Source organism: Sulfurimonas sp. (genome assembly GCF_027056685.1).
Classification (GTDB): Bacteria; Campylobacterota; Campylobacteria; order Campylobacterales; family Sulfurimonadaceae; genus Sulfurimonas.
Genome location: NZ_JALUKE010000083.1, coordinates 1 through 13,224, shown reverse-complemented (window position 1 = coordinate 13,224; position 13,224 = coordinate 1). Strand labels below are relative to the sequence as shown.

The following is a 13,224-nucleotide window of genomic DNA, read 5'->3' as shown; positions in this document are numbered from 1 at the left end:
ACTAAAACCATATGCCTTAACTTTTACTATTTTTGCGTTTAGAAATACAGAAAAATGATACAGACTCCTACGCTTACTAATTTGAAACTTCTGCTTTGTTATTCCAGAAGTAAGAGCTGAAACAAAGCGTTGTGAGGATGGCGTTGCGTTTACAGAAAATGTTATCTTGTTTAAAAGTAAATTATACTGCTGTTCTAAATGAGTGCGTTTGCTCATATAGATTGTGCTATCAAAACTCTTATTTAAAACTTTCATTACAGTGAGTCTGTTTTGCATACTTTTTAAAGATTCAAGGGAGTTGTGGTAAAAAGCTAATTGCCCAAGTGGATTTTCATTTTTTATAGCCTTTTCGTGGGAGTGAATAAGCATAAACTGCTGATCAAGTGCATCTTCAAGCCCTCTAAAAAGAGATTTTTTATTTGCTTTGATTAAAACTGCAAACCGCTTAAACCCTAGTTGTTGGGCATTTAAAAGTTCATAGTTAGTAATGCGTATTTTTTTTACTTCACTCTGCGTTTGATTGGTGTAAGTAGCATCAGAACTATTTATACGACCTTCCTTAACAACTGTTTTAGCATTAAATGTTGAAGAGATAGAGACACTTAAAGTTGAAGCTAAAAGAGAAAGAGCATTATTTATAGCCTCTTTTTTGCTCCTACCCTCACCCACTGCATAGAGTTCACTAGCGCTTGAGCGAGGAGGATTTTCATACCAACTTGGTAAACTTTTCTGCGCTATTTCTACTCTTTTTGCACTGCTACAAGCTGTAAAACTGACTCCAAGTAACGCTAGCAATATAATCCATACAATTCTCATCTATTTAACTGCTCCATTGTTTTCTTGCGTTTTGCTATTAAAGAATTTATTCGCAACACTGCCGCACTAATCTCATCTACAGGTTCTATCATCAAATTATCTGCATCACCATAGTACTCTTTTGCCTCTTTGTACTTACCTTGTGCTTCTTTTATAACACCCAAATCATAAAAAGGCACATAACTTTTAGAACCTGTTGAGTCTATTAAACGCATAAGCAGTTTTTCAGCCTTATCATAGCGTCCTTGTTCTATATACTTCAGTGCATTTTTTAACAAACGCTCCTGCATATCAGTATAATCCAAATCGGGGTCATCTAAAAGCACTACATTAAGATGCCTATAGTGTGGCGTCAATTTATAGGTAAAATCATCGGCTATTCTCTCCGCTAAATCTTGTGCCGCCATACTTTTGGAGGGCAAAGTACGCGAATCATCAGCACAGTGTTTAAAACTCTCCTCTTTAGATAAATTTTGCGCATAAATAATGTCACCTTTAGCAATATCAACCACACGCAATTCAGCAGAGAGTCCTACAACTCTTTTCATACAACGAACTGGGTAAGTTACAAGACTTTTACACTTACTATCAGCGCAGCGTACCCGCTCCTCATAAAAGTAAGTGTCTTGTTTTGTTGCAGGAGAAACATTTCCAGATATGATTGCCTCAGCACCAATGAGCTGACCAATTTTTACAATATTTTCATCATTAACAAGACCACTATTTTGTAGCTTTTGTTCTGCTATTATTTTATTCAAATCATTTCTGCTTACTACCGTAAAAAAGTTCTTGCCGTCTATTTGAAAACTTGAGAGTTTTGCCTCTATTTTTCTTGAGAGTCCTACTCTGTCATGTGCAAAATTACTTACAGCAATTTTTTTTACTGTTGCCATTCTATCTATCTGAGCAGGTTCAAGTACTTCAAAACCAACTTTTTGCGCACAACCACTAAATAAGAGTAGTGTAAACGCAGTCATTAAAAAAATATTATCTCTTTTCATCACACTCCCTAAATTATGCGTCAATTGTAGTTAAAAAGCTTTTAATCAGTTATTAATTAGAAGATTTATAAAGAATTTTACAATTCATATACTTTTTTCTTGACATATAAATTATTTTTGCCTATAATTTCGACCTCTTAACAAATAAGAGGAAAATGTCCTGTTAGCTCAGCTGGTAGAGCACGTCACTTTTAATGATGTGGCCGATGGTTCGAATCCATCACAGGACACCATTTTTTAAATATCTTACAAATGTGGCCCCATCGTCTAGCGGTTAGGATCCATGGTTTTCATCCATGTTACAGGAGTTCAATTCTCCTTGGGGTCACCACTTTTTCTCTATAACTTCCTAAATACAAATTAAAACTATTCTAACTCATAATTTATTGGCACACTTAAAGTAAGTTCTTCACTCGGTTTTGGAAACTTGCCTGAGAGATTATTTATGGTTTTCATAGCTGCACGGCTCAATATATCACTTTTTGAAGAGAGCACTTGAGTATGAGAGACACTACCGTCTTTATGCAAAAAGAACTTTACTACGATAGTTCCTTGTATTCCTCTTTTCCTAGCCCGTCTTGGGTAGTAGAGATTTTCTTTGATAAGTAAAACAATTTTATTAAGATTATTTTGAATATAAACTTTTTCTTTATCTGCACTTTTACATTCTTGCGTAGCAGATGATTCTTTGCTTACAGACAGAGGTAAAGGCTGCGTTTGGGAAATGGATGACTCTTCTTTTTTTTGAATTTCTTGAGTTACTGACTTTACCTCTGGATTCTTTTTAATCTCCGCAACATGTACTATCTTTTTTTTCTTTATTCCATGCTTTTTGTTTACTCTTTTTGGAGCTTTTTTATATACTTTTTTATGAATTTTCTTCTTATGAACTCTTTTTTTCTCTTTTTTTACAGGCTGGCAAACTTTTTTATGAACTGCGTTTGTACTCTCTTTTTTAATTGATTGTAAATTAATGCAAATTCTCTTCTCTTTAAATGCTATTTTTTTAGGTAAAGAGTCTCTATATAAGAGAAAAAGTCCACCAAAGAACAAGCTATGAATGAACAATGAAAAAAAAAGGGATTTTGAGTGATTTATCATGGGGGATATGGTAACAAATTTTATGTTACATAAGTGTTAAAAACTTTTACATAGCATAAAAGCTATGTAAATAGAGAAGAAATTAAAAGCTATATAGCCTCTTCGTTAGTTTCACCTGTACGGATTCTAATGATTTGTTCAATATCACTTACGAAAATCTTACCATCACCAATTTTACCAGTTCTAGCAGCTTCAACAATAGTAGAAGTTACTTGTTCTACTACATTTTCTGCAACAATCATTTCCATTTTGATTTTTGGTAAAAAATCAACAACATACTCCGCACCACGATACAGTTCACTGTGTCCTTTTTGACGACCATATCCTTTTACTTCACTTACCGTCATACCATCAATACCAATTTCAGCAAGTGCGTCTTTTACATCTTCAAGTTTAAAAGGTTTAATAATAGCTTCTACTCTTTTCATTTTGATTACTCCAAATTTTATTATTTTTAGATTGTAACTCTATTTAGTTACAAAATCAAGTACTAATCCCAATAAAGAGATTAGTTATTCATATAGCTTTCACCATGTACAGACTCATCAAGTCCCATAGCTTCACTCTCTTCATCAACACGGCTTCCACCAGTAAGTGCTGTAGCAATATAGTAAACAACTACAGTCCCAACAAGAGTAAAGAGACCAATTGCAACTACAGATTCAACCTGAACCATAAATTGTCCCATTCTATCACCAGATTCTTTCAGTGGACCATCCCATAGTAAATCGCTATCTTTTACAGCTAAAAGACCTGTTGCTAATGCACCAAAAAGACCCGCTAAGAAGTGAACACCAAATGCATCAAGTGAATCATCATATCCAAGTTTTTTCTTGAGCACTGTAACACCCCAGAATGCAAATAGAGTTCCTACAATACCGATAATGAAAGCTCCACCAACACTTACAAAACCTGCGGCAGGAGTAATTGCAACAAGACCAGCAACAGCACCAGTAGCAATACCTAAGAGTGTAGGTTTTTTATAGACAAACCACTCAGCAAGCATCCATGTAATTGCAGCTGCTGCTGTAGCAATAGTAGTAGTAAGAAGAGCAAGACCAGCAATAGCATTTGCACCAAATGCAGAACCTGCATTAAATCCATACCAACCAAACCATAATAGCGCCGCACCAAGTGCAGTTAAAAGTACAGTAGCAGGCTTCATTGCAGATCTAGGGTATCCAGCACGCTTACCAACTAAAACAGCAAGAACAAGACCAGCTAAACCACCATTCATATGTACAACGGTACCACCAGCAAAGTCTAAGGCACCCATTTTCATGAGGATTCCTCCACCCCATACCATATGTGCAATAGGAGCATAAACAACAAGTCCCCAAATCGCTACAAATACAAGCCATGTAGAAAACTTAATACGCTCAATAACAGAACCAGATGCAATAGCTACTGTGATGGCAGCAAAAGTACCTTGAAAAGCTACAAATACATAAGTAGGGTAACTTCCACTTAAGTCAGTCCATTTAATACCATTTAGAAAAACATTACTAAATCCACCCATAATGTTTTGAACAGCAGATGATGAAGCTGTACCAAACGCAATAGAGTATCCAGCAACAATCCATACTACAAACGCGACAACAAATGCTCCAAAGACCATTGCGTAAGTATTAAGTACATTCTTACTTCTAGTCATACCAGCATAAAAAAGTGCAAGTCCAGCTGGTGTCATAAGTAATACTAATGCAGTAGACATCATCATCCACGCAGTATCCCCTGTATCTAGTTTGTCTTTAGCCATTGCTAAAGATGGTAAAGCCAGCAATAAGGCTACTAACCATTTCTTCATAAGAATCCTTTTGAGTTAATTTTCAGTTACAAGTATAGAATAAATTTTCTACTTAAGATTAAAACTACTGCCTATTTTTTAACCAATCTCCTTTAGCTAAAATTTTTTTGTTATTAAACATTTTATTAAGGCATAAAAGTGTAGAATAGGAGAATTTAATTTTTAGGTGTTTTAATGGGCAACTTGTTACATAATGGTGAAATACAAACTATAAATATAGAAGAGACGCTTCAAAACTCTTATTTAGACTACTCAATGAGTGTAATTGTTGGGCGTGCACTTCCTGATGTAAGAGATGGGCTGAAACCTGTTCATAGAAGAATACTCTACGCTATGGATAAGCTCAACCTCTCTTTTGGTGCAAAATACAAAAAATCTGCTCGTATCGTCGGTGATGTAATTGGACAGTACCATCCACATGGTGATACCGCTGTTTATGATGCCCTCGTTCGTATGGCTCAAGATTTTTCTATGCGTATGGAGCTTGTTGACGGACAAGGAAACTTCGGTTCAGTTGATGGTGATTCTGCTGCTGCTATGCGTTATACAGAAGCGCGTATGACAAAATATGCTGGAGAACTTCTCAAAGATTTAGAGAAAAACACAGTAAATATGATAGACAACTACGATGCAACTACAAAAGAACCTGATGTTATGCCAACTCGCGTTCCAAATCTCCTTATAAATGGTTCTTCAGGAATTGCAGTTGGTATGGCTACAAATATTCCACCGCATAATCCTACTGAGATTATGAATGGACTCAAAGCACTTCTTGCAAATCCTAACATCACACTTCCTGAGATTATGGAGCATATCAAAGCACCTGACTTTCCAACTGGTGGGATCATTTTTGGTAAGAAAGGTATTATGGATGCGTATGAAACTGGTCGTGGACGCATAAAAGTCCGTGCCAAAACACATATTGAGCAGACTGCAAAAAAAGAGATTATTGTTATTGATGAGCTTCCGTATCAAGTCAATAAATCTCGCCTTATAGAAAATATTGCAAATCTTGTAAAAGATAAAATGATAGACGGAGTTTCACTTATTCGTGATGAGTCTGACCGTGATGGTATGCGTGTTGTCATTGAGCTTAAACGCGATGCAATGAGTGAAATAGTTTTAAATAATCTTTATAAACAGACAGCTATGCAAACTACTTTTGGTATTATTATGCTATCTATATTAAATCAAGAACCGAGAATTTTTGGCATCATAGATATATTAAAACACTTTATAAATCATCGTAAAACTATTATTATTCGCCGTACTATTTTTGACCTTGAAAAAGCAAAAGCTCGTGCACATATCTTAGAAGGTTTGAAAAAAGCAATTGACATTATTGATGAAGTTATTCGTGTTATTCGTGCTTCAGACAATGAAGAGTCAGCACGAGAAAATCTTGTAAGTGAATTTGACTTTAGCCCAATTCAAGCACAAAGCATTGTTGCTATGAGACTGGGACGATTAACTGGTCTTGAGATAGAAAAAATTGAAAATGAGCTTGCTGAGCTTATGAAACTCATCAACTACTTAGAATCTATTTTAAAAAGTGAAGCAGTTTTACATGGTATTATCAGTGAAGAGTTTGATGAAGTGCTATCTACATATACTACACAAAGAAGAACTGAAATTGAAGATGACTATGACGATATTGATATTGAAGATTTAATTCCTAATGAACCTATGGTAGTAACGATTACACATAGAGGTTACATTAAGCGTGTACCACTTGTAAATTATGAAAAACAGAAGCGTGGTGGTAAGGGAAAAACTGCTGTTACTACTTATGAAGATGACTTTATTGAAAATTTCTTTACTTGTAACACACATGACACACTTCTTTTTGTAACTGACCGCGGGCAACTCCACTGGTTAAAAGTTTACAAAATTCCAGAAGGAAGCAGAACTGCAAAAGGAAAAGCAGTAGTAAATCTTATAAATCTCGTAGCAGATGAACAGATTCAATCTATTATTCCTACAACTGACTTTAGTGAAGACAAGTCTTTAGTATTCTTCACCAAAAATGGTATTGTAAAAAGAACAAACTTAAGTGAATTTAACAACATTAGAAGTAATGGTGTAAGAGCTATTGTACTTGATGATAATGATGCACTTATTACTGCTAAAATTGCTAATCAAGATATAAAATATCTATTTATTGTTACAAAACTTGCACAATGTATTAAATTTGAAATAGAAAAAACACGCGAACAAGGGCGTTCTACTCGTGGTGTAAGAGGTATTAAATTTAAACATGAAGGTGATGAAGTTGTAGATGCAAACATCATCGCAAGTGATGAACAAGAGATACTTGTAGTAGCAGAAAAAGGCATAGGTAAGCGTACTAATGCTGGAGAGTATAGACTTACAAATCGTGCTGGTTCAGGTGTCATTGCTATGAAAATGACAACAAAAACTGGTAAGTATATTGTTGGTTGTTTAATGGTTGATGAGGGCATGGATATGATGGCTCTTACAAAAGCCGGAAAAATGATTCGAGTAGATATGCAGACTATTTCAAAATCAAGCAGAAACACTTCTGGTGTTTACATAGTAAAAGGTGATGAAGTTGTGAGTATCTCTCGTTGTCCTAAAAAAGAGGAAGATGAAGAAGTAACCCCAGAAGCTCCCTCTTTAGGTTTGGAATAGTAATTGCTATAAAAGCACTATTAAGATATAAAACTGGAGTTTTTCACTCCACTAAGGATAAAAAATGAAGTACTCTTTGATATTGATCTCATTGTTATATATGACTGCGTGTGCTGCGCAAGAAAAAAAAGCTGTGCCGGAAATAACACATATTCCACCGGTAAATAAAGCAGAAACTATTGCTGTGCCTAACAATACGACAATAAATGTAACATATAAAGATGATAAAAAGTCAAAGATGTGCCCAGCAAAGATGCAGCATCCGATGCCTAAGCAAAAAAAAGATGTGCTAAGTATTCATGAACCACTTATTATTAGTGTAGTTGGTCAAGGTGTGGCGCCTGTTAATACTACTTCACCTGCGCAAGCCTATGCACTTGCAAAACGTGCTGCAACAGCTGATGCCTACAGACTTATTGCAGAGAAAGTAAAAGGTGTTAAGGTAGATGGACAAGACCTCATTAAAAATATGATGGTAAAACGCTCAACTGTAAGAACATCCGTTCAAGCAATGGTAAGAAATGCAAATATTGTTGAAACAACTTTTAAAGATGGTTTATGCGAAGTAGAGATGGAAATCACTCTTTCACACTCAGACTTTGCACAATAATTCTTCTCTCTTCACTTGCTTTAAACGCAGGTGAATACCTTATCTCCTATAAATATATAGTCAAAAACAATGTTCTATTTAACGAGAGTTTAGATATATCTAAAAGTATGCAAAAGTGTAAAGGCATTCCAGCCCAAACACTTATTTTACCCGCAACGAAACAAAAAAATTTTATACAATTAGTTTCACATCATTACAATGAATTTATTGACTATATTCATCGACTAAGCCTAGATATACGCTCCAAAGATACAACTACAAACAATCAAATCAATTCAACTACTATTATTATTCTTAAAACAACATGTTTCAAAGTCGATTTTAATGATAATTTTGTTAAAATTTCGCATCTAAAACAGCCATATAACTAGGACTTTAATTGAAAATTGCAATAGTAGAAGATGACATCAATATGCGAAAATCTCTTGAAATTGCAATGAGCGATTATAAAGAGTATGAGATAGTCACATTTAAAAATGCAGTAGATGCATTGAAAAAACTAGATGATAGTTTTGAATTAGTCATCACAGACATCAATATGCCTAAAATGGATGGCATAGAGTTTGTAAAAGAGTTAAATGGCAAATATGAAATTATCATTATGACTGGAAATGCAACACTCAGCAGAGCTATAGAGTCTATTCACCTTGGTGTAAAAGATTTTTTACTCAAACCATTTGATATAGACACTTTAGTTGCAGCAATAGAGCGAGAAGCCAAAGTTCTTAATGCCAAAAAGAAATCTTCTAAAAATAGTCAAAAAAATGAAAAAGATTTTTTAGCCTCATCTGTGTCGTTAGACAAAGTCATTACCATAGCGAGTAAAGCGGCAAAAACAGATGCAAGTGTACTTCTTCTTGGTGAAAGTGGCGTAGGAAAAGAGGTTTTTGCTTCCTATATCCATAAAAATTCACTCCGTGCGAAAAAGCCTTTTGTTGCAATTAATATGGCGGCAATACCTGAAAATCTTATAGAGAGTGAGCTTTTTGGTTTTGAAAAGGGTGCATTTACAGATGCGCAAGAGGCAAAGGCAGGACAGTTTGAACTTGCTAATGGCGGCACGCTTTTTTTAGATGAGATTGCAGAGATGCCCTATGGTGTTCAAGCAAAGCTACTCCGTGCTTTGCAAGAGAAAGAAGTACGGCGTTTAGGCGCATCAAAAGCAACTAAGATTGACATACGAGTTATCTCTGCTACAAATGCAAACTTACAAACAAAAATAGAAGATGGAGAGTTTAGAGAGGATTTATATTACAGACTCAATACAATTCCACTTCACATTCCTCCACTTCGTGAGAGAAAAGAGGAGATTTTACCAATTGCAAATGCCATGATTGCTCAAAATTGTGTAAAATACGGTTTTGAAACAAAAACCTTTTCTGATGATGCAGAAGAGGAGCTTCTTACATATAATTGGCCAGGAAATATAAGAGAGCTACTCTCTGTAGTTGAACGCTCAGTCATACTAAGTGAAAATCAAGAGATACAAAAAGATGAACTTTTTTTAGATACTAGAAAATAGGAGAAAATAATAGATGAAAAAATATAATGTTGCAGTTGTTGGTGCAAATGGTGCCGTTGGGGAAGAGATACTAAGAGTGTTAGAAGAAATTGACTTTCCTTTGGCAAAGCTTGTGCCACTTGCAAGTGCAAGAAGCCTTGGAACACAAGTAGAATTTAATGGACAAAATTTAGACATCATAGAGCTTACTGAGGATGTTTTTGAAAAAGAGGCTGTAGAAATAGCACTCTTTTCTGCTGGAGGAAGTGTTAGTGCAAAATATGCTCCATTTGCAGTAAAAGCAGGTGCAGTAGTTATTGACAATACATCGCACTACAGAATGGATGAAAATGTTCCTTTGGTAGTGCCCGAAGTAAACCCTCAAGATATTGCAAAGTACAAAGAGACAGGAATAATTGCAAATCCCAATTGCTCTACCATTCAAATGGTGCAAACATTAAAACCACTCGATGAAGCTTATGATTTGGTTCGTGTTGATGTTGCAACATACCAAGCAACAAGTGGCGCAGGAAAAACTGCAATGAAAGAGCTTGTAGACCAAATGCAAGCATTTTTTGCTTTTACACTAGATGAAGCAAAAGTAGAAGCATTTAACCAACAGATTGCACTCAATGTCATTCCTCAAATTGATGTTTTCACTCCAAACAACTATACAAAAGAAGAGATGAAAATGGTCAATGAAACGACTAAAATTATGCATAAAGAGATTCCGTTAAGTGCTACTTGTGTTCGTGTTCCTGTACTTCGTGGACATGCAGAAGCCTTAACGCTTACATTTGATTCTCAAGTAAACGCAGATGAAGCAAAAGCAATTTTGAGTAAAGCACCAAATATTGTACTTGTTGATAATCCTGATGAAGAGCTCTACCCAATGCCAAAAGATTGTGTTGATGCGAATGAAACTTTTGTTGGACGCGTAAGAGAAGACCTTTTTGCAAACAATATGCTTCACCTTTTCATAGTCGCTGACAACTTAAGAGTTGGTGCGGCTACAAACGCAGTACGCATAGCTCAAAAATGGGTAGAGATGGAGAATCAAGCATAATGATTGAAAAATTATTTGAGAGTGGACTTTGGGGCTCGCGTTTCATGGTGCTTATGGCAGTACTTTTTGGTATTGTCGGGGCAATAGTCCTTTTCATTGTTGCCTCTTTTGATGTCTATGATACAGCAAAATTGGTCATCAATACCTATGTAAACCACCACCATCCTGAGCATTTTCATGAGCTTGTCGTTGGTGGAATCATTGGAGCAGTTGACTTGTACCTCATAGGTGTTGTTATGCTTCTGTTCTCATTTGGTTTATATGAACTTTTTATCTCTGATATTGATGCAGCGCGTGAAGATGAAGATAGACAAACAAAAATTCTTGCCATCCACTCACTTGACCAACTTAAAGATAAAATATCAAAAGTAATTGTTATGGTACTTGTCGTTGGTTTTTTCAAAAAGGTCGGCTTGGCTACATATAGTTCGCCTTTAGAGCTTTTATATTTAGCTCTTTCAATCACAGCAGTATCAGTCGGTCTCTACTTTTTAAGTAAAGTAGGACATCACTAAAACACTCGAAAAATAAAAATTTTAAAGAGTGAAAATTTTAAAGAGGAAAATAATATGAGTAAAATATTTGTAGATGCATGTTTTGGAAAAGAGACACCTTATACTCCAGTATGGATGATGAGACAAGCTGGTCGCTATTTGCCAGAGTATATGGCTGTTCGTGCCAAAGCAGGTGACTTTCTAAACCTTTGCCACAACCCAGAAATGGCATGCGAAGTTTCTCTACAGCCTGTTGATATTGTCGGTGTTGATGCGGCTATTATGTTTAGTGATATTCTTGTTATTCCTGATGAGATGAGGATGGACTTATCATTTGTAAAAGGTGAAGGTCCAAAGTTCTCTGACCCTATAAAAAATGAAGCTGATTTAGACAAGCTTATTGGTGGTGAAGAGGCAGCAAGTAAACTCACTTATGTCTATGAGACTATAGAGCTTATAAAAACAAAACTTGCAGATGACAAAGCCCTTATTGGTTTTACTGGGGCGCCATGGACACTCGCAACATATATGATAGAGGGACAAGGGACAAAAACATATAATGTTTGTAAAAAAATGATGTACTCAAACCCTGAACTGCTTCATAAAATTCTTAGAAAAGTAACAGAAGTCGTAAAACTTTATATGGAAAAACAGATTCAAGCAGGAATAGATGTTGTACAGATTTTTGACTCATGGGCATCAGCAATTGAACCAGGTAAATATGATGAATTTTCTTGGAAATATATGATAGAAATTGCTGAATATTTGAAAGAAAAATATCCTCATGTCCCTGTTATCATATTTCCTAAAGGGGTACCTGCATTTTTAGATAAAGTGTATGGAAACTTTGATGTATTTGGTGTAGATTGGTCAACGCCTATGTCATTTGCGAAAGAGCGTCTTGGAGACAAATATGTGCTTCAAGGAAATATGGAACCATGCCGTCTCTACTCTAAAGAGGCAACTACAAAATGTGTAGAAGCAATTCAAGAGACTATGCAAGGAAAACGCCATATATTCAATCTTGGTCATGGAATTCTCCCTGATGTGCCAGTAGAAAATGCAAAACATTTCATCAATGAGTGTCATAGAGTAAGTGAAAAATAACATTATATTTGGTCCCATAAACTCACGCCGTTTTGGCATGAGTCTGGGCATAGACCTCTCTCCTGCGTTTAAGCAGTGTAATTTTGACTGTCTTTACTGCGAACTCGCACCGAGTGCTACAGTTGCCAAACAAAAAGAGAGTGTAAGTGTAAAAACCATCATTCAAGAGCTTACAAAACACCTCCATGATAAAATAGACGCCATCACACTTACGGCAAATGGTGAGCCCACGCTCTACCCCTACCTCAATGAGCTCATAGATGCTATAGACAAAATCAAAGGCAATACTACAACACTTATTTTGACAAATAGTGCTACTTTAGTTGATAATAATGTCTTTCATACACTCTTAAAACTTGATGAAGTAAAACTCTCACTTGATGCAGTCTCAAGTGAAGTCTTTAACAAAATAGACAGACCACATGAGAGCATAAACATAGAAAATATTGTGCAAAAGGTAAAAGAGTTCTCTCATCTTTATAAAGGAAAGCTCTACATCGAAGTACTTTTTGTGCATGGTTTAAATGATACAAAAGAGGAAATAACAAAACTAAACGCAGCCCTTAAAGAGATAAACGCAGTAAGAGTGGACATCGGGACAATCGATAGACCACCTGCTTACCCTGTTGAAGGTGTGAGTTACAAAGAACTCCATAACATAGCTCTTATGTTCGATAAAGAACTCCCAATACACATAGCTTCGCGCGTACATGCTGAACCAAACAATAGCTACCACACAAAAGAAGAAATACTTAACACACTCGATAAACGTCCACTCACTATGGAGGACATAAACCTACTTTTTGATGAAAAAAGTAAGCAAAATCTTCAAGAGTTACTTGCATCAAACGAAGTGACCATAAATAGAGTAGGAAATTTAGAATTTTATATACCAAAAAATAATCTCAAAAGAAAACGGATTAAGTTACAATAGACTTTTTTGTAACAAAATAAGTACTGTGTATTGAATTTCAAAAATTTCAAACCCCTGTTTTATAGGATATGGTTCGGAAGGAATGGTTACAAAATTTTATAAACAATAATTTAATATATGTTATGTTTATATGGT

At 35.5% G+C, this 13,224-nt stretch carries 13 protein-coding genes and 2 tRNA genes; 10 read left to right on the top strand and 5 right to left on the bottom strand.

Going from position 1 to position 13,224, the window contains the following annotated elements; all coding sequences use genetic code 11:
- Together MVY38_RS03700 and MVY38_RS03695 are read right to left on the bottom strand one after the other, a co-directional pair.
- Window positions 1-795, bottom strand: a 795-nt coding sequence (locus tag MVY38_RS03700; RefSeq protein ID WP_297483702.1) for an LPP20 family lipoprotein, incomplete at its 3' end; no start/stop codon positions are given.
- A gap of 17 nt (window positions 796-812) precedes the next feature.
- Complete coding sequence (locus MVY38_RS03695) at window positions 813-1,817, bottom strand: CsgG/HfaB family protein (RefSeq protein ID WP_297483700.1); 1,005 nt, start codon at window positions 1,815-1,817, stop codon at window positions 813-815.
- Between the two features lie 157 nt (window positions 1,818-1,974).
- On the opposite strand from MVY38_RS03695, the gene MVY38_RS03690 reads away from it, so the two are divergent.
- Both MVY38_RS03690 and MVY38_RS03685 read left to right on the top strand, forming a co-directional pair.
- Window positions 1,975-2,050, top strand: a tRNA-Lys gene (locus MVY38_RS03690).
- A 23-nt stretch (window positions 2,051-2,073) separates the two neighbouring features.
- Window positions 2,074-2,148: transfer RNA gene (locus MVY38_RS03685), tRNA-Glu, on the top strand.
- A gap of 35 nt (window positions 2,149-2,183) precedes the next feature.
- On the opposite strand, the gene MVY38_RS03680 is transcribed toward MVY38_RS03685, so the two are convergent.
- The 3 genes from MVY38_RS03680 to MVY38_RS03670 all read right to left on the bottom strand — a co-directional run bounded on the left by MVY38_RS03680 (window position 2,184) and on the right by MVY38_RS03670 (window position 4,725).
- The gene (locus MVY38_RS03680) at window positions 2,184-2,885 is read right to left on the bottom strand and encodes an energy transducer TonB (RefSeq protein ID WP_297483698.1); all 702 of its coding nucleotides are present in this window, start codon (window positions 2,883-2,885) and stop codon (window positions 2,184-2,186) included.
- Window positions 2,886-3,007: 122 nt separating this feature from the next.
- Window positions 3,008-3,346, bottom strand: a complete 339-nt coding sequence (locus tag MVY38_RS03675) for a P-II family nitrogen regulator (protein WP_297483696.1) — start codon at window positions 3,344-3,346, stop codon at window positions 3,008-3,010.
- An 80-nt stretch (window positions 3,347-3,426) separates the two neighbouring features.
- Window positions 3,427-4,725, bottom strand: coding sequence for an ammonium transporter (locus MVY38_RS03670; RefSeq protein WP_297483694.1), 1,299 nt, complete (start codon window positions 4,723-4,725; stop codon window positions 3,427-3,429).
- Window positions 4,726-4,899: 174 nt separating this feature from the next.
- Here MVY38_RS03670 and gyrA point away from each other — a divergent pair, with 174 nt between their 5' ends.
- From gyrA to MVY38_RS03630, 8 genes are all read left to right on the top strand, one after another.
- Window positions 4,900-7,377 (top strand): DNA gyrase subunit A, encoded by a 2,478-nt coding sequence (gene gyrA, locus MVY38_RS03665; RefSeq protein ID WP_297483692.1) that lies wholly within the window; start codon window positions 4,900-4,902, stop codon window positions 7,375-7,377.
- A 64-nt stretch (window positions 7,378-7,441) separates the two neighbouring features.
- On the top strand, window positions 7,442-7,987 hold the full coding sequence (locus MVY38_RS03660) for an LPP20 family lipoprotein (RefSeq protein ID WP_297483690.1): 546 nt from the start codon (window positions 7,442-7,444) through the stop codon (window positions 7,985-7,987).
- Window positions 7,936-8,358 carry a hypothetical protein gene (locus MVY38_RS03655; protein ID WP_297483688.1) on the top strand — a complete coding sequence of 141 codons (423 nt, stop codon included), beginning with the start codon at window positions 7,936-7,938 and terminating at the stop codon, window positions 8,356-8,358. Before MVY38_RS03660 ends, MVY38_RS03655 begins: the two co-directional genes overlap by 52 nt.
- Before the next feature lie 8 nt (window positions 8,359-8,366).
- The gene (locus MVY38_RS03650; RefSeq protein ID WP_297483686.1) at window positions 8,367-9,509 is read left to right on the top strand and encodes a sigma-54 dependent transcriptional regulator; all 1,143 of its coding nucleotides are present in this window, start codon (window positions 8,367-8,369) and stop codon (window positions 9,507-9,509) included.
- 13 nt (window positions 9,510-9,522) lie between these two features.
- Window positions 9,523-10,554: an aspartate-semialdehyde dehydrogenase gene (locus MVY38_RS03645; protein ID WP_297483684.1), complete on the top strand. Its 1,032-nt coding sequence runs from the start codon at window positions 9,523-9,525 to the stop codon at window positions 10,552-10,554.
- A complete protein-coding gene (locus MVY38_RS03640; protein ID WP_297483682.1) occupies window positions 10,554-11,069 on the top strand; it encodes a YqhA family protein in 516 nt (171 codons plus the stop codon). Before MVY38_RS03645 ends, MVY38_RS03640 begins: the two co-directional genes overlap by 1 nt.
- Window positions 11,070-11,123: 54 nt before the next feature.
- Window positions 11,124-12,155 carry a uroporphyrinogen decarboxylase gene (gene hemE / locus MVY38_RS03635; RefSeq protein ID WP_297483680.1) on the top strand — a complete coding sequence of 344 codons (1,032 nt, stop codon included), beginning with the start codon at window positions 11,124-11,126 and terminating at the stop codon, window positions 12,153-12,155.
- Between the two features lie 37 nt (window positions 12,156-12,192).
- Window positions 12,193-13,089, top strand: coding sequence for a radical SAM protein (locus MVY38_RS03630; RefSeq protein ID WP_297483704.1), 897 nt, complete (start codon window positions 12,193-12,195; stop codon window positions 13,087-13,089).
- Window positions 13,090-13,224 lie beyond the last annotated feature (135 nt).